The following is a 26,556-nucleotide window of genomic DNA, read 5'->3' as shown; positions in this document are numbered from 1 at the left end:
TTTATGAAAAATTTTTTAATATCTTCTATAGTAAATTTAATATTAATCTTAGTCTCTTACTTCTTATTTAGAAGTATTATAAGTGGTCCCACTCGTCATAAAATATATGAAAAAATTTTCAGTTCTTTTGCTAAATTTATAATATACACTTTTATTTTTACTATAGCAATAACTGGAATAACTGCGTTAATAGTTTATAAAACACGTTTTGTAATATACCTAAATATAATAGCCCCTGCTTTAGTTTCAATTTTAATAGGATTTTTAATTTCAACTGTACCAACTAAAGGTGTAGAGGAAAATATATATTAATATATAAAATATTTTACGTGCCCTCCCTTGATTTATTTCGGTTTATATTATATAATTTGTTTGTTGGAAAATTTTTCGGGGTGTGGCGCAGATGGGAGCGCGCGTGGTTTGGGACCATGAGGTCGCAGGTTCGAGCCCTGTCACCCCGACCAAGAACTACTTTAAAAGTAGTTCTTTTTTTTATATTTTTTTATAAATAAGGATATCCTAAAGAAATAAAAGTATATTTTAGGAGCGTGATTATATGAAAAAAGAACATAGTGAATTATTTAAAACTATAGTAAATTCCTATGTTAATGGGACATTAGAATCGGATGTAGAAAATATCCTTTCAAAATATAATTACAATAAGGAAAATTTATGTAGAATAATTTCTTCTTTATGTGGTGTAGAAGTAATTTGTGATTCTAACAATTTTATAGAAAACCTAACTAATGCAATAAAATCTTATTCTTCTCAGCATAAAATAGTAAATAAAATTAAAGATTGTTCTATAGATTGTAAAAAAGAAAGGGGAAAAACCTTTTGTCAAAATTCTTGTCCCTTTGATGCTATATTGATAAATAAAGAAACTAACTCCACCTACATAGATACTGAAAAATGCACAGATTGTGGTTTCTGTGTAGAGGCTTGTCCTACTGGTAGTATACTGGATCGAATAGAATTTATACCTTTAGTTGATATTTTAAAAAGTAATGTTCCTGTAATAGCCACTGTAGCCCCTGCTATAACTGGTCAGTTTGGTGAGAATGTCTCAATACATCAATTAAGAAGCGCCTTAAAAAAAATAGGCTTTTCTGATATGATAGAAGTGGCATTTTTTGCAGATATGCTAACTTTAAAAGAAGCCATAGAGTTTGATCATCTTGTTAAAAATAAAGATGATCTAATGATAACCTCTTGTTGTTGTCCTATGTGGGTAGCTATGGTAAGAAGGGTTTATGAAGATCTCGTCAAGTATGTTTCTCCCTCTGTCTCTCCAATGATTGCATCCGGTAGAGTATTAAAAACTCTTAATCCCAATTGTAAAGTTGTGTTTATAGGTCCTTGTATAGCTAAAAAAGCTGAAGCTAAAGAAAAAGATTTACAAGGTGATATAGACTTTGTTCTTACCTTTGCAGAACTTAAGGATATATTTGATTCTTTAAACATAGATATATCAAAAATGCCAGAAGATTTCTCATCTGAATATGCTTCACGAGGTGGAAGATTATACGCAAGAACTGGTGGTGTTTCTATAGCTGTTGAAGATGTAGTAAAAAGACTCTTTCCTGAAAAAGAAAAGTTTTTAAAAGCTATACAGGGTAATGGTGTTGTAGAATGTAAAAAATTGCTTTCTAAAGCACAAGAGGGTAAGCTAGAGGCAAATTTTATTGAAGGAATGGGATGCATCGGTGGATGTGTTGGTGGCCCAAAATCAATAATTCCTAAAGAATTAGGGAAAGAAAGGGTGGACCAATTTGCAAATAACTCTCCCATAAAGGTTTCCATAGATAGTCCTTGCATGGACAATATATTAAAAAAACTAAATATAGATTCTGCAGAAGACTTTAAAACTCCTGAAAAAATAAAAATATTTGAAAGAAAATTTTAAAATAAAATATATAAATTTTGTTTTTTATAAACACCCTGTTATAATTTTATTAGCAATATTATGATGGGGTGATTTCTTTGAAAAGTATACAGGGCGCAATTTTTGATTTAGATGGAACATTAATAGATTCTATGACAATATGGGAAAAAATAGACTACGACTTTTTAAGTAAAAGAAACTTAAAGGTTCCTTCAGATTTAAAAAATAAAATAGAAACTCTTACCTTTGAAGAAGGGGCTAATTTTTTCAAAAAAAACTTTAAACTAAAAGAATCTCCAGAGGAAATTTTAAAAGAGTGGCATAACATGGTAGTTGAGGAATATTCTCATAACATAAAATTAAAAAATAATGTAAAAGATTTTCTTATAAAATTAAAAAATAAAGGAATAAAGTTAGCTGTTGCTACAAGTAATACTCCTGAACTAACTAAATTAGTACTAGAAAAAAATAGAATATTGGATTTATTTGATTCCATAACAACTATTAGTGAAGTTAATAGAAATAAGACCTTTCCTGACATATATATTCTATGTGCAAAAAAACTAAACTTATCTCCTGAAAAATGTGCTGTTTTTGAAGATATACTTCCTGCCATAAAAAGTGCTAAAGCGGCTAAAATGAAAACCATTGGAATTTATGATGATTCATCTAAAGATCAGGAAAATAAAATAAAGGAAATAGCAGATTATTATATTTATGACTATAAAGAATTAATAATATAAATTTATAACATTAATAACTATTGCTCATAATTAATATATTTACATATTATTAAAATTTTATAACTGCCTCTTAATAAAAATCCTTTAACAATCTTTATGCTATATTGAATATACTATAGTATAAAAATTAATAGGAGGATAATTTTGATAGTTTTTTTATTATTCATACTAATGTTAGGTGTCTGTTCATACTTTATCTATACTTTTTCTAATAAAATTAATCTTCAGCAAAAACAAATAGTTTTATTTAAAAAGCAAATAGATAAGCTTAAAAGCAAAGATAAAAATGACTTTAAAAATATTGATATAAAATTTATAAATTCTAGTATAGGAAATGGAACCATAATTAAAAATTCTTATATTTACTTATATCCTGACAACAGTTCTCCTTATATTTACAAGCTATATAAGGAGGATATTGTAGAGATACATTGCTCTGCAGAAAACTATGGTAATACTTGGTATGAAGTATCTTGCTTTTCTAAAGGTATGGTAAATACAAGAGGCTGGGTAAAAAAAGATTCTATAAATCTAAATTTATCCGATGACTACCCGCTCTAATACTCCCATCTTCTTCAAAGTGGTAGTAAAGAGCGGTTACGTCCCTGGATAACGATTTCTAAGCTTTAGAGGGAGTAAAAATTCCCTGTGAAGCCAAGAACTCTGTTTATAAAATTTCTCCTAGATTTCATCATATTTTTATGAAATCTAGGAGATTTAATTAATTTTAACTTAATTCTTATATATTTGACTTTATAATATATCCATCTTTATATTCTGGAACAACATCTATTATATCCTTTTGAAAGCAATATTCTAGATCCTTTTCTAAATTTAAAGATTTTAATCTATTATAATGAGTTGCTTTTTGTACAAAACTTTCTATGTCTTTATTATTAGTATAAATATAATAAGCTGTCTTAGCTATATCTGATAACTCTAAATCTTTTCTTATATTATATAAACAATCTATTAAATAACCACTACATATGAAATCATCTATGGAAAATTGTCCATTAGTGCCAGAATTAATTATAACTAAATCCTCGTTTAACTTATCTATTCCTTTAGCTGTAGCTTTAGAATTTATTAATGCAGAGATCAATATAGTTTTTGCATTAAAACTATTATTAATGGCCCTAGTTCCATTAGTAGTACTCAGTACAACAGTTTTTCCCTCTACATATTTTTTTGTGTATTCTAAAGGAGAATTAGAAAAATTAAATCCATCTATCTTTAAAGCATTCCTTTCTCCCCCTAAAATAATGTTATCTTTACTATTTTGGGCTATATCTTTAGCTTCTTCTATAGTTAAAACAGGTATTACTTTTTTACATCCATTATTTATTGCCGTAGTAATCACAGATGTAGCTCTTAATATATCTATAACTACTATAGTCTTATTAATCAATCTCTTCTCATCTATATGATCAGCTGAAATTACTATATCAATATTCATAAAAATCCCCCATCTTTTAATATTTTACATATATATGTAAATCTTATTCATTATTAAAATTTAAACCTTGATATAAATTATCTTCTTTCATTTTTTTATCTATAGCATTTAAAACTTCCCACTTCTTAAGGCTCCACATAGGTCCTATTAAAAGGTTTCTAGGTGCATCCCCTGTAAGCCTATGGACAACCATATTAGGTGGTAATAAAGTTATAGCTTTGCATATTAATTCTACATACTCCTCCATATCCAAGAATTTCAAATTACCACTTTCATATAATTTTACTAAAGGAGTATCCTTTAAAAGATGCAATAAATGAAATTTAACTCCTTGAATATCTAATTTAGATATATACTTAACTGTTCTTATCATATCCTCTTTTGTTTCTCCTGGTAATCCAAATATGGTATGTACAACTATATCTATATTTCTTTCCTTTAAATTTTTTACTGCCTTTTCAAAAACATTTAATTTATATCCTCTATTTATAATTTTAGCCGTTTCGTCATTTACAGTTTGAAGTCCTAATTCTACCCATATATATATTTTTTTACTTAATTCTTCTATTAAGTTTAAAACTTCTTCGTCTAGACAATCTGGCCTTGTTGCTATAGCTAAAGCAACTACACCTTTCTCATTCATAGCTTCCTCATACTTTTCTCTTAATATGTCTACAGGAGCATATGTATTAGTATAAGCTTGAAAGTAAGCAATATATTTACCGCTACTCCATTTTTCTTTCATTATTTTTTTTATATCTTCAAATTGTTTATATATCTTAAAATTCCTATCACCTGCAAAGTCTCCTGATCCTCTTTCACTACAATATATACACCCCCCTTTACTTACTTTCCCATCTCTGTTAGGACAGGAAAATCCAGCATCTAATGATATTTTAAAAACTTTACAGCCAAATTTATTTCTTAAAAAATAATTTAAACTATGATATGACTTATCGTACCATTTTGTTTCCATAATAAATTCCTCCAAAAAAAGTATCTGTGAATATTATATGACACAGATACTTTTTTTTCAAAATAACTACATTTTTTTAACTTTAAATTCTTTTAAATCTAGTTGCCACTTACCTATAAATTCTGTTGAATTTTTATCATTTTTTTCTTTACTAGATACATTAAATATTATAGAATCTGGCGCAAAAGAAGATAACGTTACATTTACTTTATTTAAAGGAAATTTATCTTCCATCTTAAAAGGTATTATGTTTGCACTATCAGCTTGATATATTCTTGTATTTTTTGTTTTATCACTAGTTTCATATTGAACTGCTATAAATTTTTCATCAGGAGAAAACACCATGAAATCTATTTTACTTCCCTTTAATAAATCTAAAGAAGATATTTCTTTTCCTATAGGTTTTTCTCCAATTTCCTCCATGATGTCTGTTCCTTGTTGCCCTGTTTCACCACCTCCAGCTCCTCCTTGACCTCCTTGGCCTCCTTGATCCCCTTGATCTTGGCCCCCTTGAACAGCCTTTGATTCATCTATTGTTATTATTCCAATATAAGAGTCTTTATCATAAGTTGATATTGCTATAAAATTTTCACTATAAGAAAGACTCATAGGTCCTATATTTTTTTTAGGTACAGCTAACTTTTCCACATTTGCCTTATCATCCTTAGAATATGCATAATCAGGTATAGTTGTTGGTTTTATTATTAGTTCCGTTTTAACATTGTTTTTATTTCTATATCTTATTCTATTTTTTTTTGTAAATGCTTCTTTGTCCATACTTATGTTTACTTCATCTATTTTATATTCGTTTTCTTCTTTTATTACCTTTATTTTGTATTCTTCTATAGAAGTATATGGTTCCTTAACGCTTACACTAGCTACTTTTGTTACAAATAGCGCTGACTTACCAACCTCGTTTATCTCCTCTGTAGTATAACCCTTTATTTTTATATCACTATTTTCTTTTTTTGTTTTATCTTTTTTTAATTTCTTAGAGTATAGCTTTTGAGCTCCTTCCATATTTTCTTCAATTAAACATTCCATATAAGAATTCAATAAATTTGTTGCTATTTTTATGTCAAAATCATTAGTTACCTTAGTATCCTCTTTATTTTTTTTACATCCAAATAATGAAATAGTAGTAGTAAAAATTAAAAATATTATTATTTTTTTTGTAAAATTTTTATAATACAATATTTCCTTCCCTCCCTTATTTAATTCGCCATTTACTTTTATTTTCTCCTTAAAAAGAAAATTTAATTAAAAATCATTATTTTTATTTTTTTATATATATTTATATAAGGAGATTATATTAATTAAAATAGGAGGATGTATGGTTAAAAATAAATTTTCTTTAATTTTTCAAATGGGTGCAGTTTTCATTGGAACTATTGTTGGAGCCGGTCTTGCCTCTGGCCAAGAAATGACACAATTTTTTACTACATACGGATACAAAAGTTTTATAGGCCTAACTATATGTTTTTTTATCTATGTCATTATGGGATCTATAATTATTGACATTAGCATTAAACATAATTTAACTTCTTATAATAGCTTAATTTCTTTAGTTAGTCCTGGATTTTTAGGTAAAGCTATTGATTTATTAACTGGATTGTTTCTTATAAGTAGCTCTGCAATAATTTTAGCTGGAAGTGGTTCTTTATTAAATCAATACTTTGGTATTTCCAAATGGGTTGGTATTTGTATAATGGTTATATCTTCTCTTGTTATATTACTAAGGGATACAAAAGGTCTTATTGAAATAAATTCTTTTATTGTTCCTTCTTTAATGATAGTTATTATAACTGTGTTTATATTATATTTAGCCTTTTCAAAAAATGTTAGCATAGCTCAAATAAAATCAGTTCCTCATTATAGAAAACATTGGTTAGTATCTACACTTATATATAGTGGATTTAATATATTATGTTGTAGTGGTGTTTTGGTACCTCTTAGTACTGAAATAAAAGATAAAAACATATTAAAATCTGGTTTAGTTGTTGGATCTTTAGGGCTTACAATTTTATCTTTTATAATAAATTTATTGCTTTTGCTTAATATTCCTTACATTTTTAAATATGAAATACCACTTTTATATATAGCTAATAGATTTGGTACTATAATTCAAATAATGCTTCTATGTATAATTTGGCTTGAAATGTTTTCAACTGAGGTTTCTAATATTTTTAGCGTAGGAAAAACCATGGAAGAATCTTTAGGAATATCTTATAATAAAGCAATTTTCATAGTTATTCTTTTAGCTATACCTATATCTCAACTAGGTTTCGTTAACCTAATAAGTGTATTATATCCTAGTTTTGCTGTTGTAAGCTTTATTTTTATGATCCAATGTATTATATTTTATATTAAAGAAAAATAACATAATTCTAAAGAAGAACAGGATGTGTAAACATGAATACATTGGAAAATTGTACAGTATGTCCTAGAAATTGTGGTGCAAATAGAATACAGGGAACTTTGGGTTTTTGCAATGCCAATTCTAAAATAAAAGTTGCAAGAGCTTCTCTTCATCATTGGGAAGAGCCTTGTATATCTGGAGTTAACGGCTCAGGGACCGTATTCTTTTCAAACTGTAATTTGAAATGTGTTTTTTGCCAAAATTATGAAATTAGTCATTTAGGTAAAGGGAAAGAAATTTCCATAGAACACTTATCTAATATTTTTTTAAAACTGCAAAGTAAAAAAGCTCATAATATAAATTTAGTTACTCCTACTCACTATGTTCCTCAAATTATAGAGGCTATAAAAATTTCAAAATCTAATGGATTAACTATACCTATATTATATAACTCTAATGGATATGAAAATATTGAAACTATAAAATCCTTAAAGGGCTATATTGATGTGTTTTTGCCAGATCTAAAATATTTCGATGATAAATATGGGAAGAAATATTCCAATTGTAATAATTACTTTAATACTGCATGTAAAGCTATAAAAGAAATGTTTAATCAAGTTGGAGAACCAGTATTTAGTAATGATAGAATTATTAAAAAAGGCATTATAATAAGGCATCTTATGTTGCCTGGCCTATTATTTGATACAAAAAAAATAATAGATTTTATATTTAAAGAATTTAATCATAAAGTTTATATAAGTATAATGAATCAATACACTCCTATGAAAAATATCTGTAACTTTAATGAACTAAATAAAAATCTTAATCCTAAACATTATGATGCTATAATAGATTATTGTTTAGACCTAGGAATAAAAAATGCCTTTATACAAGAAACTTCATCTTCATCTAAAGAATTTATACCTAATTTCGATTTAACAGGAATATAAAAAGAATATCTTAAAATAGAATATTTTTATATTAATTTAAAAATGAATAATAAAATAAATGAAAGCTATAAAATTCAGGAATCACCTGTATATTTCATAGCTTTCTTAAAATAAAATTTATATTTTATAAAATTTTTCAAATAGAGATTTCACTTAAGCCTTCTATTATATTTTATATCTACTTAAATCTGATTTAAATGTTTCTGTTATTTGTTTAAATTCATGAATATTATTAACTAATTTTTTAATCTCATTAGTATAGCTTGAAACGTTAGCACTAACTTCTTCTGATGAAGCTGAATTTTCCTCTGCTATAGCGGCCAAAGATTCTATGTTATCATATATACTTGATATAGAATCCGCTTCTTTATTAAGTTCATTTATAGTCTTAATCATGGCAGAAGCTACGGTGCCTATAGATGTTGTTGCCCCATAACTAATATCTCTAACCTCTTCTAATCTGTCTGTTTCTTGCTCTAATACATTATATTGAGATTCTATTCTAATAACTAAATTTTTTATATCTCCTGCAAATTCTATAAGATTATTATTAATTTCTTCAACTGCTTCTTTAGACTGTTCCGCTAGCTTTCTGACCTCTTCTGCAACTACCGCAAAGCCTTTACCTTGCTCTCCTGCCCTTGCGGCTTCAATAGATGCATTTAAGGCTAATAAATTAGTCTGTTCTGATATGCCTGACACAATGGATACTATATTTGTTATATCTTTTGCCTTGGTTTCTAATTCTAATCCTTTATCCTTAACTTTTTGGAATTTTTCAAGGGAATCTAAAATATTTTTACTAGTATTATTAACATTATTATAACTGTTATTGACCTTTTCTAAAGCCTTTTCTAATTCTAACTTATTACTATTTTCACTATTAACTATATCTTTTAAATTTTGTATATTATCATTTAGAACTGCTACTACTTGTTCAGTATTTTGAGCTTGGTTTACTGCACAACTAGCCACCTGTTCAACTACCCCTGATATTTCTGTAGATGTGTGACTCATAGTTTCTGATATAACATTTATATTGCCTACAAAAGTATTCATTTCATCTGTAACACCCTTAAAACCTACAAAATCAGCTTTAATTATATCTTTATGTTTCTTTAATTCTTTATATAATTCCTCTAAAAAATCACCTGTTTTAATATCACCATCTTCTACATAATGGTTTTTATTTATTTTATTTATTTCTTCAAATATTAAATATTTAGGTTTTAACAATATTTCTGTTGATATATAAGCTGCAACAGAAGATATAGAAGCTATCGATAAAACCTTAAGTAAATTATTAAATCCTAATAAAGCAAAAGATGATAAAATAGTTAATATAAATGTAAATAAAGCAACTTTTCCACCTATATTTTTTATAAATCCTAAAGACAATATTTTATTAAATTTAAAAGTTTTATTATAATAAATATTTTTTTCAAAGGTAATCTTAAGTTTTAAAAAATCATCTTTTCTTTCTATTTCATCTACTTTGATGTTTTCTTTAAAATGCTCTGCACTTCCTTTTAAAAGCCCTAAAAAGTAATCAAACATTCCTCTTTTTGAACTATAACTAAATATAGCTTGTTTTTCAGATATAGGTTCTATAGTTAAAAGTGGTGGCTTAGCACCTGGAAATTTTTTAGTCATAACTACATGAACGTCAAACATAGACTTTAAAAATGAATATAAGTTCTCATGTTCAAAAAAAGCTGGATAATCATTATTAAAAGCTTTTAAATTATCTTGTCCTATTTGTCCCCATAAAGTCTTTACATCCCTATTAACATTATTTGCTATTTTATTTATCATATCTTTAACTTTTATATCTTCAACATTTTCCATTGGTGAAAATATTTTACCTTGCCATCCTACAGCATTCATAGCTTGGTCAACTGCTTCTTCCCCATAGAGCTTCTTGCAGGTCTTTACCCATGTTGCTACTACTGTACCCTTCATAAGAATTCCTCCTCATACCTTGTATTTTCTATTTAATAATCGTAATTATTTAAATTCTTTTAATATATTAATTATATAATGTATGCAAATTATTTACAAAGCTTTATCATTAATTATAAAATATATTTATTCTATAATTATAATTTTTATCTAAAAATACATATTAATTAACCGTTTTTTAAAAATAAACACTATCAACATTATTGAATTATAATAATATTTGATAGTGCTCTAAAGATTCTTTATTTATATTTTTAGTTTGACATTTACTTTTAATAATAATTAGCTAAATATATTGTTAAAGAGTTACTTCTACTTTTAACAATTTAGCTATAATTTTTATATCTTTTAGTCTGACAGCTTCAGTTCTTAAAGATATTCCATTATTTATTAATAATATTTTATCTCCATCTAATCTTTTCAATTGTCTTACAGATCTTTTATTATTGTGTTCTATAAGAAATATACAATTGTTTTCCATTTCATAATGGATATATCCAAAGGCTATGTCTCCTTTATTTATTCTAAAACCAGACATATCCTCTTCCTCTATTTTTAAAAACAAAACTTTATCTTGGTGTATACCTTCAACCTTATTACCTATAACAGGTAATTGTTTCTTATCAATAACTCTATCTAAGTTATAATTATAAACTGGAACATCTTTTATTATAGAACTAAAAGCATTATCCCATACATCCTTTATTTTATTATCTTTATTTATAGGAATTTCTCTTTTAGGCTCTGAAGACACTTCTTCTTCAAAAGAAATTCCTATATCATTTATACCTTTTCCTAATACTTTTGATATTCTATTCATTAGACTTTCATTTATTATTTTTCTTCCTGATTCTACTTCATTTATAAAACTCTCCGCTACGCCTAATTTCTTAGCCAATTGTTTCTGTGTTAATCCTTTTTTTAGCCTAGCTTCTTTTATTTTATCAGATACTCTACTCACTTTTTCATCACCTTTTACCTATTTTGTTTTCTATACCATTCTCTTTCTTCCATTAAATGATCTACCAAATATTTAAATTCCCAGTCTATGGAAGTTTCTGTTACTACTGCCATTATAGGAACTGGTTTTAAAATTTCTTTTATTTTTTTTACGCCTAGCTCTAATTCATTATCAGAAAAATTATTGAATATAACTACTTTTTCTTCTGGCATATCTACATCTTCTACTTCTAAGTTCATACCCTTTATTATATCTCTTAGTTTCATTTTACACATACTCTTGTTTACAATTTTATAATTAGGCAAATTATTATTAGCGCACATATCTTTTAACAAGTTTAACTCTGCTTCTTTTAATCCATAAACAAGCATCAACTTATTATTAATCAAAACAAACTGCCTCCTTTTTAACTTAATTTTTCTGGCTGATCAAATTCTTCTCCAAAAGTATCTACTGTTACAGTCTTCATAACTTGATCTTCAAGAGGTTTATCTTTAAAATCTCTATCTACACTTACTATTTCTTTCGCAACATCTAGTCCTTCTATAACTTTTCCAAAAGCTGCATATTGGTTATCTAAATGTGGTGCATCAGCAACCATTATAAAGAATTGACTTCCTGCAGAATTTGGTTGCATTGTTCTGGCCATTGATATAATACCTTCTGTATGTTTTAATTCATTGTTAAATCCATTAGATTTAAATTCACCTTTTATTGAATATCCTGGGCCTCCCATTCCGTTTCCGTTAGGACAACCTCCCTGAATCATAAATCCTGGAATTACTCTGTGGAATATAACACCATTATAAAAACCTTTATTTACTAATGATATAAAATTGTTAACTGTATTAGGTGCTATTTCTGGATATAATTCTATTTTCATTTCTTTTCCATTACTCATTTTTATAGATACTATAGGATTCATTTCTATTTCCCCTCTCAAAACAATAATTTTGTTCCATATATTTCATATTAGCATAAATTATATCATATTTTAATATCTTTATTATACTCTGTTTTTTATGTATACTAAAAATTATAATTATGAAAATAAACTTATTCTTAAATATTTTATTTCATATTAAAAAGTTTATAGCTTAGATCTATTATATCCTTATCCTCTTTTGAATTAAATATGGTAACTTTTCCTATTCTACTTTCTTTTCTTAACATATTCCTATCTTCTAGTTGTCTTTTTAATTCTTTGGATGTACCCAAACTACCATCTATTATACAAGCTTTATTATGGGTAACCTCTTTTAAAGTCTCTTCTACAAAAGGATAATGAGTGCATCCTAGAACAATAGATGATATTTTTTCATTGTCATATTTTGAAAATTTATCCTTCAAATAATTATAAATTACATCTCCAGAAACTATTCCCTGTTCTATTAGTTCTGGTAGCCCAGGACAAGGCAAAGGCTCTATATCCTCTGTTTCTTTATACAAATCCATTAAATTAGCAAATTTCTTTTCAGCTAAGGTCATAGGCGTTGCCATTATTATTATCTTTCCACCTTTCTTTAATTCCACTGCAGGTTTTAAAGCAGGTTCAATGCCTATAATAGGGATATCATAATTTTCCCTTAAGTCATTTATAGTTACGCTAGTAGCTGTATTACAGGCCACTACTAAAGCTTTTATTCCCTTATTCATCAAAAAGTCTGTTGCATTAAAGGTTAACGCCTTAACTTCTTCTACTTTTTTAGTTCCATAGGGTGCATTTTTTGAATCTCCATAATACAAAAAATCCTCCTTTGGTAATAACTTAAATGCTTCTTTTAACACACTTATTCCGCCTACTCCAGAATCAAAAAAACCTATAGGCTTATCATTTATACTCAATTTTATCACCTCATCATATAAATATCATTTCTCACTCTATAATATATTATCAATAATATATATTATATAAATGTATGAATAAAATTTCTATTGACATATAAAAATTTTAATTATAATATATTGCATATATTATATACAATAAAATTATATAATGTTAAATTGATTGTATTTAAAAATTTGGGGAGGTAAATTATGTTAGATGATTTAGTATATGTTATTCCTAAAGAAATGCATTCCGAAGAGCAACTTAAAGAATTTTTAGTTTCCCATCCTGAAATAAAATTTGTGTCTTTAGTTTGTATCGATTTGGCCGGTAATGACACTGACGAAAAAATTCCTATAAAATTGTTTTTAGAGGACATGAATAAATTTATAAAAGGCTGTGTTCAAACAGACGGATCTTCCGTTGTCCTTCCAGGTATTGCAACTCTTAATAATGCTAAAGTTGATATGATTGTGGATATGGATGTTAACTGGTTTGTAGATTATAACTATGAACTTATAGACTCTAAAACCAAAAAACCGATCGGTACTCTTAGAATCCCTTGTTTTCTTTATCATGAAAATAAACCTGTCGATTCCAGATATATATTAAAAAAGTCAATAGAATATTTTAAAACAACTTTATTAAATTTAATAAAGGCTCATCCTGAATCTATATCTTCCTTTAATATAAAATATGAAGATATAGAAAAAGTAGATGTAACTTGTGCTACAGAACTAGAATTTTGGGTAAAAACTCCAAATGACGATGCAGAAGTAGATGAATTATCCACCTCTCAAGTTCTTCATGAGCAGTATTGGAATAGAACTAAAGGAAGTGTTAGGACTGCTTTAGAAGAGTCTTTACTACTTATGGAATATCACGGATTAGAACCTGAAATGGGTCATAAAGAAGTTGGTGGAGTAAAAGCTAAATTAACTAGTTCCGGTGGATTTACTCACATAATGGAACAGTTAGAAGTTGATTGGAAATATTCAACTGGGCTCCAAGCAGCAGATAATGAATTATTAGTAAAAAGTATAATAAAAGAAACCTTTAGAAATAATAAATTAGATGTTACATTTTTTGCAAAACCTATAGATGAAGTTGCAGGTAGCGGAAAACATGTTCATTTAGGGGTTGCGCTTAAATTAAAAAATGGAAAAAGAATTAATCTTTTCTCTACAGATGAGAATCACTACTTAAGTTCTTTTGGCTATGCATCTATAATGGGTATACTAAAAAATTATGAAGTGATAAATCCTTTTGTTTCATCAACTAATGATTCTTTAAGAAGACTAAAACCAGGCTTTGAAGCCCCTGTATGTATAGTAACATCTTTAGGTCATACTGCACAATTACCATCAAGAAATAGAACAGTTTTAGTTGGAGTTATAAGAGACTTAGACAATCCTTTAGCTACAAGATTTGAGTTAAGATCACCAAACCCTCGTAGTAATACTTATCTAACAGTAGCTTCTTTATGTATGTCTATGATTGATGGAATAAAATATGCTACAGAAAATAATAAAGGTGAAGATGCTCTTTTAAAAGAACTTTCAAAAACTGCTGAAGAAGATACTAGCTATCTTCAGAAAGGAAGACAATATAGAAGTGAAGAAGATGTATTTGAATACTATACTGAAGAGGAAAGAAGTAAAATCTTTGGTACAGCCCCTTCTACTGTATATGAAAATATATGTTCCTTAGATAAATATAGAGACAAAATAGAAGTATTGAAATCTGGCGATGTATTTACATCTAAAATTGTTAATAGCTACAAACTAGCTGCTCTTGAAAGATGGTTAGTTGAAATAACAAATAGGATAATTCCAAATTATGTAGAAGAAATCAGAAGCTTTTCTCAATTGCACGAAGTAAACAAAGCCTCTGATTTAGATATCCATAACTGGTCCAAAATCAATGAACTTAGACAATGTTTAATGAAAGATACTTACTCTGATAAATCTTTATTTGGACAGATAAGAGAAGCTAAAGAAAATAATGATTATAAAACTATTTCTAATTTACAATTAGAAATAGATAAAAAAATGAAATTACTTAGAAAACTTTATTCTGATTACAAAAAAAATCTTTTAGATATATAAACAAAAAGCACACCCAGTATCAGGTGTGCTTTCATTATTATAATATTAAAATTCTCTTAATGGGAAAGATCTTATTACCATTTCCTTCTTGTTATTTATAGGCTTCCAAATTTCTATCCTATCAATTTTAGCCATTTCATGCATACCTACTCCCTTTAAATTGCTACAAGCAGATATGTACTCTTTAGCCGACCATTCTCTAGATGCAAAATTAGTATTTGCTAAAGACACATGTAAATCCCAATTTTCTATATTTTCTCTCACTTTAAAACCGTGCAATTTTAAAGTATCATTCATTATCCTTGCTAGCCTCATTATATAACCTTTGTTTTCTATCTTTAAATTAACTGATTTATAAGGTGGATCAAAACAGATAGCTCCATTTATTTCTACCTTAAATTTTTTATATGGTTTTATTATCTTTTCTATTACTTCCTCTAATTTATTAATATTAGGGTCTTCTATTACCTCAAGAGTTATATGTAACATAGGTAAATTTCTATATATTTTGTACTTTTTAGATATATCCCTCTGTATCTTTTCTATTTTATAGTAATCTTCTTTATCAAATAACGCTACTAAATAATACTTCATGATTAATTTTAATCCCCCGTACATCTATTTTATAGTATTATACCATAATATATTATGTTTTAAAATGTCAATAAATTATACTAATTTAATAAAAATCATACAATTATCATGTATAATTAAGAAAAGTAATAATAATTATTTCATCTATGGAATATATTTAAAATTTAAGGTTATAATTTAATAAAAATTGTATTATTCTATAGATATTATTAAAATTTAGGGTACATTGAATTTATTTCCATTTTTTTAAGATATTTTTCTTAAAATAACCCTTAACATTTTAAAATTTGGTGTTAAAATAATAAATAGTTATGATATAATATATTTTGTTACATAGGTTTGAAATTAACGATTAGTTTAAATATATAAATTCTAAAGTAAGGATGGATGCGGGGATGAGTAAATTAAAAATAACAGGAGGTAACCCCCTCTTTGGAAAAGTTGAAATTAGTGGAGCAAAAAATGCAGCAGTAGCTATATTACCAGCTACTATTATGGCTAGCAAAGGAGTTTGTACTATAGAGAACACTCCAAATATTGAAGACGTACATTGTATTGAAAGAATTTTAAATGGATTAGGTTGTGAAATTAAAAGGCAAAGCAATTCTATTTTGCAAATAGATAGTACTAATATAACAAAAACAGATGCTAATACTGAAGATGTAAGAAAAATGAGAGCTTCTTATTATCTTATCGGAGCTTTATTAGGAAGGTTTAAAAAAGCTAGAGTAGAATTACCTGGTGGATGTCCTATAGGTGTTAGACCTATAGATCAACACATTAAAGGTTTTGAAGCTTTAGGCGCTCATGTTGAAATAGAACATGGTGCTGTAATTGTTAAAGCAGACAGATTAATAGGGACTAATATATTTTTTGACGTTGTAAGTGTAGGTGCCACTATAAATGTAATGTTAGCTGCCACACTTGCTGAAGGCAATACTGTGCTAGAAAATGTAGCAAAAGAACCTCACGTAGTAGATGTAGCTAATTTTTTAAATAGTATGGGAGCTAATATTAAAGGTGCTGGGACAGATGTTATAAGAGTTACTGGTGTTAAAGAATTAAAAGGCTGTACTTATAGTGTAATACCTGATCAAATTGAAGCTGGTACATATATGATAGCAACAGCTGCCTGCGGTGGAGAAGTTACAATAAATAACGTAATACCTAAACACTTAGAATCTATAACAGCGAAACTTATAGAAATGGGCGTAGATGTTATAGAAAATGGAGATTCTGTTACAGTAAAATCTAAAGGTAATTTTAAAGGTGCTAATATAAAAACTCAACCTTACCCAGGATTTCCAACAGATGTACAGCAACCAATGAGCACACTTCTAACTATTGCAAAAGGAAGAAGTATTGTAAATGAAAGCATTTGGGAAAGTAGATTTAAACATGTAGACGAATTAAAGAAAATGGGAGCAAATATTAAAGTAGAAGGTAGAACAGCCATTATAGATGGTGTACCTAAACTTACAGGTGCTATAGTAAAAGCTACAGACTTGAGAGCTGGGGCTGCTATGGTAATTGCTGGATTATTAGCTGAAGGTGATACCGAAATCCTTGGTGTAGAGCATATAGATAGAGGATACCCAAATATTGAAAATAAATTTAGATCTTTAGGCGCTACTATAGTTAGACTATAGTTAAGTTATGGTTTAAAATTTTATTATGATTTTTTGTTCTCTTTATAGTGGTAGTAGTGGTAATTCCATATTTATATCCTCTGAAAAATCAAAAATACTGGTGGATGCTGGGCTTTCTGGTAAAAGCATAGAATTAGCTTTAAGCCGTATAAAAGAATCTCCTTCATCTATAGATGGAATATTTGTTACCCATGAACATATAGACCACATAAAAGGCGTAGGTGTTCTATCTCGAAAATATGATATACCTATATACGCTAATGCTAAAACTTGGCATGCTATGAAAAAAAATGTTGGTAAAATAAAAGAACATAATATAGAAATTTTAGATGGGAAATCTGTAGTTCTAAATGATATGGAAATAAACCCTTTTCCCATATCTCATGATGCTGCTTCCCCCTTTGGATATACTATATGTTCTAAAAATAAAAAGGCAAGTATTGCTACAGATTTAGGTGTCTTTTCAAAAGATATACAAAACATTTTAGAAGATTGTGATGTAGTATTGCTTGAAAGTAATCACGATACAGAAATGCTGAAATTTGGTCCGTACCCTTATACTTTAAAAAGAAGAATTTTAAGCAATATAGGCCATTTATCTAATGAAGATTGTGGTAGAGCTATAATAAACATTACTAACAATAAGTATAAAAATATAATATTAGGGCATCTTAGCAAAACTAATAATTTTCCTGAGCTTGCTTATCAAACTGTTTTAAATGCATTAAACTCTTCTGATATTAGAGTAGGTAAAGAACTTTCTTTATCCGTTGCTAAAAGAGATACTCCAAGTAACTATATAGAATTTTAGGGTAAGGTGATTAAATTTGAAAAAATCTATTAAATTAGCTTTTTGCTCATCTTTAATAATTTCTTCGGTATTTTTTATATCCTGTGAAAAAAAAGATAGCATAAGTATAAATAATAAAGATAAAATTAAAAATATAACACTTCATAATGAAAAAAATAATTTAGTAGATTTAAACTTATATTTTGATTCTACTAATAGCTCAAATAATGCTGAAATAACTAAAGAAGAAAGAATTATTAAAAAGGATGAACTTCTTGGTCAATTTATAATTGGAGAATTAATAAAAGGTCCTTCTGTAAATAATTCATTAAAGCCAATCTTCCCAAAAGAAACAAGACTATTAAGTTTTTCTATAAAAAACAATATAGCTTATGTTAATTTAAGCAGTGAAGCTTATTACTCTATGACTGCAGATAAGGAAGAGGCTTATCTAAAAAGTATCATTTGGTCTTTAACAGAACTTCCTTCAATAAAAAAGGTTAAGTTATTTATTGAAAATAAGGATATGTCTTCCCTTAGCAAAAATTTTAAATTTGATGATCCTATAGGAAGAGATGATATAACAAAGATAAATAAAAAAAATAATAAAAATAAATAAAAGGAGAATGTATCATGAGTTTGTATAAACAATGGACAGACATGGTTATCGATTATGTAAAAACTAAAGGAGAAGCTGCATTTTGGAAAGAATACGGCTCAATCGAAGAGAATGTTTATACCCAAATATTAGGTGAGCATAGCAGGATTATAGAGGGTACTGTAAAAGATTTGGCAGAAAAATTTAATACCCCTGTAGTGTTCTTCATGGGATTCTTAGATGGAATAAATGACAGTTTAACTAATACTTTAGATTTGGACAAGATAGAAGAAAGCTCTAACATTTCTCTTAAGATAGATTTTGAAAAATTATACTTCAATATGTTAGAAGCTAAAGCAGATTACTTATATAATCTTCCTCAATGGGAAGCTATACTTTCAAAAGAGAAAAGAAAAGAAATACACAAAGAGTGGGTTTCTTCAAAAACTATAGTTAAAACTAATAAAATTGGTAGAAATGAACCTTGTCCTTGTGGAAGCGGTAAAAAATATAAAAATTGTTGCGCAAAAAAAGCTTAAAACAAAAAACTTTTAATAAAATTATCTAGATAATTTATAAATACCTATGTTTAATAAATATAGAATCAAGAGGTTTATCATTAAATAAAATTGATTTAATGATAGGCCTTTTAGAGCTTTTCTAAAAACTTAAAATTATTAATAAAAGTATCTTAAATTGCTTTAAACTAGGAGGATAAAATGAATATATCTATAATTTCAGTAGGAAAAATAAAAGAAAAATTTTTAAAAGCCGCAATAGATGAGTACTCTAAACGATTAAGCAAATACTGTAAGCTAAATATAATAGAAGTGACCGATGAAAAAACTCCAGATAATGCCTCTCTTAAAGAAGAAAATATAATAAAAGAAAAAGAAGGTAATTTAATATTAAAACATATAAAAGATAATAGTTTTGTTATAGCTTTAGATTTAAAAGGTAAATCTATAACTTCAGAAGAATTCTCAAATCTTATAGAAAATTGTAGATTAACAGGTAATAGTGCTATTACCTTTGTCATCGGTGGATCCCTAGGACTATCCGAGCAGGTTTTGTCTAGAGCTAATTATAAGCTATCTTTCTCAAAGATGACCTTTCCTCATCAACTTTTTAGAGTAATGCTTCTAGAACAAGTCTATAGAGCTTTTAGAATATTATGCAGAGAACCGTACCACAAATAAAGGACAAAAAGTGGAAGATAGGAAAATAGGGGAAATAATTTATGTAAGAAAAGTTTTCAGAGAAAATATCAGAAGAAAGGTTTCATGAAATAAATTAAATTTACATCAGCAGTTGCTAACATAAGACAAGGTGATCCTCGTAAAACAGTGTCAATTCCTTTATTATGATAAGATTGAATATAGTGATGGAATCTTATCATAATGAAGGAATTGCCAACCAGTTCTTCAATAGTAAGCTTAATAGCCTTGTTCAGTAAATTTTTGTAATCTACAATTATATAAGATATTCCTTGTAGATTACTTCCAATAGAAGCGAAGTAAGCAATATCAACAAGGTCGATTAATTTTTCTCTTGGGCAGATAACTATACAATGACCATAGACAATACAGTTTTTGGGCGAAACTCCTTCAGGGCCATTTTTTCCTAAAATTAATACATTTTATGCATTTTTCCTAACCTTGTATAGAATAATTGCTATGATTTGAGTTGCCATTCCAAAAGTTCAAACTCCATACCATCCAAAACGGGAATAGCTATAGGAACCTAAAAAGGAACCTAATGCTCCTCCGAGAAAAAAGCTGACCATATAAATAGTATTAAGTCTATTACGTGTTTTTTCGTTTAAGGAATGTACTCTTGCCTGATTAGAAACATTACAGGATTGTACTCCTAAATCTAGAAGAATAATTCCTAAAATAAGTCCCCAAATTTTAAAGCCAAATAGAAAGAAGAATAAATATGCAATTATAACTACGATTATACATATACCACTAGCAAATCTTGAACCTCTTTTGTCAGCTACTTTTCCAACTATTGGAGCAGCAAGAGCACCACTAATACCAACTAATCCAAGTAAACCTGCTGCTTCAGCTCCCATATTGTAATGAGAACTTTCAAGTAAAAATATGAGTGATGTCCAAAAGGCACTAAAAGCTGAAAACATTAAAGCACCATTAATAGAGGCTTCCCTTAAAATTGGTTCAGTTTTTATTAAGTGTATCATTGATTTTAACAGTTGAGTATATTTAATGTCAGAGATAGGTTCGCATAAGGGTATCAACTTCCTAAGAATAAGCATGAGAGCAAGCATCATAATCGCTGCAATAAGATAAACTGCTCTCCAGCCAAAGTAGCCGCCTAAGATGCCGCTGATTGTACGAGAAAGTAATATTCCAATTAACAAGCCGCTCATTATTGTACCAATAGTTTGCCCTCTTCGCTGTGGAGTTGATAGTTGTGCTGCTAAAGGGATAATAAGTTGAGGAATAATAGAAGTAAATCCAACAGCAAAGGAAGAAATTGTAAGAATATATATATTTGAAGAGAAGACCATACTCATAAGTGAGATTATTGAGCATAAAAGCATTATTACTATTAACTTTCTCTTTTCTTTTATATCTCCCAAAGGCAATATAAATATCATTCCAATTGCATAACCTATTTGTGTAAGCATAGCTGCAAAGCCTATGCTTAATTGGTTAACATGAAAGGTTTTTGCTATATCAGCTAAGAGGGGCTGGATATAATATAAATTTGCTACAGTAAGTCCACAAGCCATGGACATAACTAAAATTAATAAATTAGTCAATATGGGTTTAGCTTCAAGATTATTTATTGATGAATTTGTTTTTATAACCTTGTTATTTGATTGATACATTTATAAATCACTTCCTTAGATTATGATAATACATTTCATCGAATAAAATTAGTAAAAATCTTTTCTTCTCTTTCTGGCTTTTTGATAACTCCTTGTTCATTTTCAACAAGTTTCATAAGCCAAGCCATATTCTTACCTAATATCCTCATTATTTGTATTCCTTCTTCGTCTTGCATTGCCTCACCTGGTAATCTTCCATTAATAATATTCCAATAGTTTGAAGTAGGAATGAGCATTTCAGAATGATTAATGTAATTATTCAACTGATTGAAGGTTGGAATTCCACCTGCACGTCTTACTGCTACTACTGCAACTCCAACTTTATGTCTTAGCATACTATCATGGGCATCTGCCACATGAAAAGCTCTATCTAAAAATGATTTCATTGTTCCAGCGATTGCTGAATAATGTACTGGTGATCCTAAGATTATTCCGTCGGCATCTTTCATCTTTTCAATCCAATCATTAACTGGATCAGTAGTAATAGCACATTTTCCATTCTTATTTTTTGTACAATATCCACAAGCAATACATCCTCTAATAGATTTATTCCCTACGTGAATTATTTCTGTTTCTATTCCTTCCTTTTCTAGTTCGTCAACAACTATTTTTATTGCATGATAAGTATTACCCTCCTTATTGGGACTTCCGTTAAAAACTACAACTTTCATTAATTTTTCCTCCTTATATATTTAATAATATTTACACACTTTACTAATATAGTAGGCATTGATTTAATTGGGCGTAGTTCTTGCACCAATTAGGTATCTCAGTAATTTAAGCTTTTCACTAAATGATTAAGCAAATTTATAAACTGAACGTTTAGTTTATAAATATATAATATACTAAACGTTCAGTTTTGTAAATAGTTTTTTATCTTTAAAACAAAAAAATATATAGTATAATATACGTATAGTTTATTAAGTATATTATTATAAATTAAATACAATGGAGGTAATTATAATGGAGAAAAAATTGGGACGTCCCCGTAGCGAAAAAACTAAGCAGGCCATTCTTTCCGCTGCATATGAGTTATTGCTTGGAAATGGTTTTGGAGCTGTTACAGTTGAGAAGATTGCTGAAAGAGCTGGAGTTAGTAAAGCTACTATTTACAAATGGTGGCCCAACAAAGCTGCTGTTGTTATGGATGCTTTTTTTGATGCTGCTGTTGTGAGACTTCCAATACCTGATACAGGATCAACTATTAATGATATGATAATTCAAGTAAATAATTTAGCAAAATTTTTAATTAGTCGAGAAGGAAAGGTAATTAATGAGATAATAGCAGAAGGCCAATTTAATCAAAAGCTAGCTGAAGCCTACCGCGCAATATATTTTAAACCTCGCAGACTTGATTCACGATATATTTTAGAACGTGGAATTTCAAGAGGAGAACTAAAGGAAGATTTGGATATAGAGTTAGTTATAGATTTAATTTTTGGCCCATTATTCTATAGATTATTAATAACGGGAGATATGGTAGACGAGGCTTTTATAAAGGATCTAATAAATTATGCATTTAAAGGTATAAAATAAAAATTAATATTAATGATAACTTAATAAAATATTAACAGGAAGAAAATTGATTCTACTTATGAGTGGATAGAAGAACTTCAAATGTTTTGAATAATTTGTGTTTATAATATAGATATAATTTAAATCGTATAATAAATTTTTATATCTTTAAATAAATGAATATGTAGATTAGTGAGATTATCATTGCAAGTCACATCAAGTTTTTATTCGTAGAGAATGATATAATACCTTATAGGGGTGATCTAATTGTCTGTAAAAACTATAGAAAATATGGTTAACTGGATTGAAGATAATATAATGAGGAATCCAACACTAACTGAAATGTCTAGTTATGTTGGGTACTCTCCATTCTATTGTTCATCAAAGTTTCATGAAAACGTTGGAGTTACTTTTAAACAGTATATATCAAAACGTAGATTAAGTCTTGCTGCAATAAAAGTAAAGGATACTAAAGTTAGATTTTTAGATATAGCATTAAAATATGGATTTTCATCTCAAGAAGCCTTTACGAGAGCTTTTGTAGCCACTTATGGGTGTACACCCAATCAATATAGAAAAAGATTAACTAATATTCAATTATATATGAAACCTAATGTATTTCCAGTACCCCAAAATGAAACTCTTAGTGATTAATAATATTATTCAATAATGGAAGGAAAGTAAAATGCTTAATAAATTAGGTAGAAATGATTTATGTTGGTGTGGTAGTCAAAAAAAATATAAAAAATGCCATTCTGCATTTGATAAAAGAATTGAACTTTATAAAACACATGGTCACATAGTTCCTCCTAGGGAAATTATAAAAAAACCAGAACAGATAGTCGGAATACGTAAAAGTGGGAAAATTAATACCGCAGTTTTAGACTATATTGCAGACCATATCCAAGCTGGTATAACAACAGAGGATATTAACCAGCTTATTTATAAAAAAACAATAGAATTTGGTGCTGTACCAGCACAACTTGGATATGACGGATTCCCCAAGAGCGTATGCACTTCTATTAATGACCAGGTATGCCATGGAATCCCATCAGAAAACATAGTCTTAAATGATGGAGATATTATAAATGTTGACGTTTCAACCATTTATGAAGGATATTTTTCTGATTCTTCTAGAATGTTCTGCATTGGCCATGTAGATGAAGATAAGAAAAACTTAGTTAATGTGGTGAAGGAATGTGTAAATTTAGGAATAAAACAAGTAAAGCCATGGGGATTTCTCGGAGATATAGGGCAAGCAATCCATGATCATGCTTTAAAAAATGGATACTCTGTAGTAAAGGAAATTGGTGGCCATGGAATTGGGCTAGAATTCCATGAAGAACCTTGGGTAGGTTATACATCAAAAGCAAATACAGGTATGCTAATGGTGCCAGGAATGATATTTACAATAGAACCAATGATTAATATGGGTACTGATGAAATATTCTTGGATAAGAAAAATGGATGGACTTATTATACAACTGATGGTAAACCTTCAGCTCAATGGGAAATAATGATATTAGTAACAAATGACGGTTACGAAATATTGGCATACTAACTTCATTATATAAATTTTAATGCTGCAATTAATCACTATAGTTTTTAATCGCAGCATTAAATTTAATATAAAAATATTCTTTACCATTGTTCATAATGTATTATATCTTGTAATTTCTTCCTTGGCCTAGCTTTAGGTGATTCATTTGGATATCCAATTGTAATAATACTAACAACATATTTATCAGAAGGTATATTTAAAATTGGTCTAATTTCTTCTTGAGTAAACCATGCAACCCAACAAGTACCCAATCCTAAGTTCTCAGCAGAAAGTACTAAATGTTCTATAGCTATGGATGTATCTCTTATTATTTGTTTAAGTTCTTGTTGTGGACTACTTTCATTCAGTGATAGCTCTATATCTTCTTTAATCCTAGAACGTATATCTGCAGCACATACAATAAAAACTGGAGCAGCCATCATCCATTCTTGATTATGGGATATTTTAGCTAGCCTTTCTCTAGTAAAATCAGATTTTACTACAATAAAATGCCCAGGCTGTGTGTTAGAACCAGATGGAGCAATCCTAGCGCTCTCAATAAGCTCAATTATTTTTTCATCTTCAACTGGCTTATCCATATATTTTCGTATACTTCTTCTCGATCTCATTTCTTCAAGCATACCTTTATGAACCTCCTTGTTCTGTTTATATTGTTTTAACATATAATCTTATTCTAAAATACAAGTATTCCCATTACAAGTACGCACTTATTTGTATTATAGTATCTAAAAATATACTATTGAATTAATAAGAATGAGATACTACCAAATCTTAAAGAAATCACATTCAAATCATAATTATAAATTATAAGTGAAAATTAATATACTCCTTAACTAATATAATACTATAAAAGGCTATTTAGCTACATAACATAGTTTATATAACTAAATAACCTTATAATTTAAAAACTAATTCAACTTAAATAATTAGGACATAGCTTTTATAGCTCCATCTCTATATTGATTAGGGGTTAAAACCATAGGCATATTACCTAAATCCATTATAGATTTGCATCCTATAAACCCTGCTGGTTCCTTTGAGAATACTCCTGTATCATACATACAACCTAATCCAGATACTTGTTTTATTATTACAATTTTTTTTCTTTCTGGATTTATCTCATCGACGTATTCATGAGTTTCATCACATAATATACCGCTTATATTTTTTAAATATTCTCTTATCTCTTGAATTATTTTATCGCAAGCCCTATGTGATGCCATAATTCCTTCTCTACTTCTAGCCCCACCATTTTTTAAAGTTACATCTACATGTATTATTATATCATCTTCTGCAGGAGTTCCATTTTTATTAAACTTAATCTGATCTTTTAATATGCCCTCTGAAGATCCAATATTAGCCGCTTGAAATCCACCAACCTCTACTCCTGTTATCATAACAACTACACCTGTTAATACATGAGTTATTCCCTCTCCTATCTTCCCTTCTACCTTAGTGGCTATAGGAAAAATATCTAAGACAGAATTTATAAACATATTATGATTATTGGGATATATTATATTAATTTTTAAATCCTTAATTATATTTTCTTTTTCTAAATCATTAAGTTCTATATTATTTCTTAAATATAAAATTCCCTCCTCTATTTTAGTATTTTCCCCAAATAAAACCTTATTTATATGAAAGCTTTTAATGATGAGACTTTTTAATCTTTTTTTATCTTTCATATATTTCACCTCAACTTTAAATATTAAATTTGTTTCAGGTAAAATTATTCTATACTTTTAGCTATCTTTAATT

General features: G+C 28.1%; 27 protein-coding genes, 1 tRNA gene and 1 pseudogene. 16 read left to right on the top strand and 13 right to left on the bottom strand.

Translation table 11 applies throughout. The annotated features are described in order from the left end of the window. Positions 1-3 precede the first annotated feature (3 nt). The 5 genes from ACYUDJ_RS19430 (at position 4) to ACYUDJ_RS19410 (ending at position 3,189) form a co-directional block, all read left to right on the top strand. Complete coding sequence (locus ACYUDJ_RS19430; RefSeq protein ID WP_003488205.1) at positions 4-312, top strand: hypothetical protein; 309 nt, start codon at positions 4-6, stop codon at positions 310-312. A gap of 76 nt (positions 313-388) precedes the next feature. Next, positions 389-464, top strand: a tRNA-Pro gene (locus tag ACYUDJ_RS19425). A 92-nt stretch (positions 465-556) separates the two neighbouring features. Next, on the top strand, positions 557-1,906 hold the full coding sequence (locus tag ACYUDJ_RS19420) for a [Fe-Fe] hydrogenase large subunit C-terminal domain-containing protein (RefSeq protein ID WP_043032617.1): 1,350 nt from the start codon (positions 557-559) through the stop codon (positions 1,904-1,906). 77 nt (positions 1,907-1,983) lie between these two features. Beyond that, positions 1,984-2,628: an HAD family hydrolase gene (locus tag ACYUDJ_RS19415; RefSeq protein ID WP_080333670.1), complete on the top strand. Its 645-nt coding sequence runs from the start codon at positions 1,984-1,986 to the stop codon at positions 2,626-2,628. Between the two features lie 144 nt (positions 2,629-2,772). Further along, the gene (locus ACYUDJ_RS19410; RefSeq protein WP_043032618.1) at positions 2,773-3,189 is read left to right on the top strand and encodes a hypothetical protein; all 417 of its coding nucleotides are present in this window, start codon (positions 2,773-2,775) and stop codon (positions 3,187-3,189) included. A 178-nt stretch (positions 3,190-3,367) separates the two neighbouring features. Here ACYUDJ_RS19410 and ACYUDJ_RS19405 read toward each other — a convergent pair whose 3' ends face one another. From ACYUDJ_RS19405 to ACYUDJ_RS19395, 3 genes are all read right to left on the bottom strand, one after another. After that, entirely contained in the window at positions 3,368-4,087 is a 720-nt protein-coding gene (locus tag ACYUDJ_RS19405) for a 2-phosphosulfolactate phosphatase family protein (RefSeq protein ID WP_003488197.1), read from the bottom strand. A 43-nt stretch (positions 4,088-4,130) separates the two neighbouring features. Further along, positions 4,131-5,063, bottom strand: a complete 933-nt coding sequence (gene mnmL, locus ACYUDJ_RS19400) for a tRNA modification radical SAM protein MnmL/YtqA (RefSeq protein WP_003488195.1) — start codon at positions 5,061-5,063, stop codon at positions 4,131-4,133. 66 nt (positions 5,064-5,129) lie between these two features. Next, on the bottom strand, positions 5,130-6,257 hold the full coding sequence (locus tag ACYUDJ_RS19395) for a hypothetical protein (protein ID WP_003488193.1): 1,128 nt from the start codon (positions 6,255-6,257) through the stop codon (positions 5,130-5,132). Between the two features lie 139 nt (positions 6,258-6,396). On the opposite strand from ACYUDJ_RS19395, the gene ACYUDJ_RS19390 reads away from it, so the two are divergent. Beyond that, on the top strand, positions 6,397-7,443 hold the full coding sequence (locus tag ACYUDJ_RS19390) for a YkvI family membrane protein (RefSeq protein WP_003488191.1): 1,047 nt from the start codon (positions 6,397-6,399) through the stop codon (positions 7,441-7,443). Between the two features lie 32 nt (positions 7,444-7,475). Continuing rightward, on the top strand, positions 7,476-8,372 hold the full coding sequence (locus ACYUDJ_RS19385; RefSeq protein ID WP_003488189.1) for a radical SAM protein: 897 nt from the start codon (positions 7,476-7,478) through the stop codon (positions 8,370-8,372). Positions 8,373-8,537: 165 nt separating this feature from the next. Here the strand turns inward: ACYUDJ_RS19385 and ACYUDJ_RS19380 are convergent, their stop codons facing one another. The 5 genes from ACYUDJ_RS19380 to murI form a co-directional block, all read right to left on the bottom strand. Then, positions 8,538-10,334 carry a heme NO-binding domain-containing protein gene (locus tag ACYUDJ_RS19380; protein ID WP_003488187.1) on the bottom strand — a complete coding sequence of 599 codons (1,797 nt, stop codon included), beginning with the start codon at positions 10,332-10,334 and terminating at the stop codon, positions 8,538-8,540. Between the two features lie 298 nt (positions 10,335-10,632). Continuing rightward, complete coding sequence (locus tag ACYUDJ_RS19375) at positions 10,633-11,295, bottom strand: helix-turn-helix domain-containing protein (RefSeq protein WP_003488186.1); 663 nt, start codon at positions 11,293-11,295, stop codon at positions 10,633-10,635. Positions 11,296-11,309: 14 nt separating this feature from the next. Continuing rightward, positions 11,310-11,684: a DUF3783 domain-containing protein gene (locus ACYUDJ_RS19370; RefSeq protein ID WP_041347884.1), complete on the bottom strand. Its 375-nt coding sequence runs from the start codon at positions 11,682-11,684 to the stop codon at positions 11,310-11,312. A 17-nt stretch (positions 11,685-11,701) separates the two neighbouring features. Beyond that, positions 11,702-12,220, bottom strand: a complete 519-nt coding sequence (locus ACYUDJ_RS19365; RefSeq protein WP_003488184.1) for a peptidylprolyl isomerase — start codon at positions 12,218-12,220, stop codon at positions 11,702-11,704. A gap of 146 nt (positions 12,221-12,366) precedes the next feature. Continuing rightward, entirely contained in the window at positions 12,367-13,140 is a 774-nt protein-coding gene (murI, locus tag ACYUDJ_RS19360; protein ID WP_043032619.1) for a glutamate racemase, read from the bottom strand. A 192-nt stretch (positions 13,141-13,332) separates the two neighbouring features. On the opposite strand from murI, the gene ACYUDJ_RS19355 reads away from it, so the two are divergent. Further along, entirely contained in the window at positions 13,333-15,231 is a 1,899-nt protein-coding gene (locus ACYUDJ_RS19355) for a type I glutamate--ammonia ligase (RefSeq protein WP_003488182.1), read from the top strand. Positions 15,232-15,276: 45 nt separating this feature from the next. On the opposite strand, the gene ACYUDJ_RS19350 is transcribed toward ACYUDJ_RS19355, so the two are convergent. Continuing rightward, positions 15,277-15,825, bottom strand: a complete 549-nt coding sequence (locus tag ACYUDJ_RS19350) for a 2'-5' RNA ligase family protein (RefSeq protein WP_030032564.1) — start codon at positions 15,823-15,825, stop codon at positions 15,277-15,279. 395 nt (positions 15,826-16,220) lie between these two features. Here ACYUDJ_RS19350 and ACYUDJ_RS19345 point away from each other — a divergent pair, with 395 nt between their 5' ends. From ACYUDJ_RS19345 to rlmH, 5 genes are all read left to right on the top strand, one after another. Next, on the top strand, positions 16,221-17,474 hold the full coding sequence (locus ACYUDJ_RS19345) for a UDP-N-acetylglucosamine 1-carboxyvinyltransferase (RefSeq protein ID WP_042386036.1): 1,254 nt from the start codon (positions 16,221-16,223) through the stop codon (positions 17,472-17,474). 25 nt (positions 17,475-17,499) lie between these two features. Further along, entirely contained in the window at positions 17,500-18,285 is a 786-nt protein-coding gene (locus tag ACYUDJ_RS19340) for an MBL fold metallo-hydrolase (RefSeq protein ID WP_003488178.1), read from the top strand. 16 nt (positions 18,286-18,301) lie between these two features. After that, positions 18,302-18,883: a GerMN domain-containing protein gene (locus tag ACYUDJ_RS19335; protein WP_003488177.1), complete on the top strand. Its 582-nt coding sequence runs from the start codon at positions 18,302-18,304 to the stop codon at positions 18,881-18,883. Between the two features lie 14 nt (positions 18,884-18,897). Further along, positions 18,898-19,401 (top strand): SEC-C metal-binding domain-containing protein, encoded by a 504-nt coding sequence (locus ACYUDJ_RS19330; protein ID WP_003488176.1) that lies wholly within the window; start codon positions 18,898-18,900, stop codon positions 19,399-19,401. A gap of 180 nt (positions 19,402-19,581) precedes the next feature. Beyond that, a complete protein-coding gene (rlmH, locus tag ACYUDJ_RS19325; protein WP_003488175.1) occupies positions 19,582-20,061 on the top strand; it encodes a 23S rRNA (pseudouridine(1915)-N(3))-methyltransferase RlmH in 480 nt (159 codons plus the stop codon). 440 nt (positions 20,062-20,501) lie between these two features. Here rlmH and ACYUDJ_RS19320 read toward each other — a convergent pair. Together ACYUDJ_RS19320 and ACYUDJ_RS19315 are read right to left on the bottom strand one after the other, a co-directional pair. Further along, positions 20,502-21,719 (bottom strand): annotated as a pseudogene (locus tag ACYUDJ_RS19320) (MFS transporter). Between the two features lie 35 nt (positions 21,720-21,754). Then, positions 21,755-22,390 carry a flavodoxin family protein gene (locus ACYUDJ_RS19315; RefSeq protein WP_003488173.1) on the bottom strand — a complete coding sequence of 212 codons (636 nt, stop codon included), beginning with the start codon at positions 22,388-22,390 and terminating at the stop codon, positions 21,755-21,757. A 292-nt stretch (positions 22,391-22,682) separates the two neighbouring features. Here ACYUDJ_RS19315 and ACYUDJ_RS19310 point away from each other — a divergent pair, with 292 nt between their 5' ends. The 3 genes from ACYUDJ_RS19310 (at position 22,683) to ACYUDJ_RS19300 (ending at position 24,795) form a co-directional block, all read left to right on the top strand. After that, on the top strand, positions 22,683-23,255 hold the full coding sequence (locus ACYUDJ_RS19310; RefSeq protein ID WP_043032621.1) for a TetR/AcrR family transcriptional regulator: 573 nt from the start codon (positions 22,683-22,685) through the stop codon (positions 23,253-23,255). A gap of 246 nt (positions 23,256-23,501) precedes the next feature. After that, positions 23,502-23,888, top strand: a complete 387-nt coding sequence (locus ACYUDJ_RS19305) for a helix-turn-helix transcriptional regulator (RefSeq protein ID WP_042386031.1) — start codon at positions 23,502-23,504, stop codon at positions 23,886-23,888. Positions 23,889-23,919: 31 nt separating this feature from the next. Further along, positions 23,920-24,795, top strand: coding sequence for a methionyl aminopeptidase (locus ACYUDJ_RS19300; RefSeq protein WP_043032622.1), 876 nt, complete (start codon positions 23,920-23,922; stop codon positions 24,793-24,795). Positions 24,796-24,875: 80 nt separating this feature from the next. On the opposite strand, the gene ACYUDJ_RS19295 is transcribed toward ACYUDJ_RS19300, so the two are convergent. Then, entirely contained in the window at positions 24,876-25,415 is a 540-nt protein-coding gene (locus tag ACYUDJ_RS19295; RefSeq protein ID WP_043032623.1) for a nitroreductase family protein, read from the bottom strand. 306 nt (positions 25,416-25,721) lie between these two features. Then, a complete protein-coding gene (gene prdD / locus ACYUDJ_RS19290) occupies positions 25,722-26,483 on the bottom strand; it encodes a proline reductase cluster protein PrdD (protein WP_043032624.1) in 762 nt (253 codons plus the stop codon). Positions 26,484-26,556: the final 73 nt, after the last annotated feature.

This window comes from Clostridium sp. CTA-6 (genome assembly GCF_054768115.1).
The sequence above is the reverse complement of the archived record's forward strand: the minus strand, read 5'-3'. Positions and strand labels throughout refer to the sequence as shown.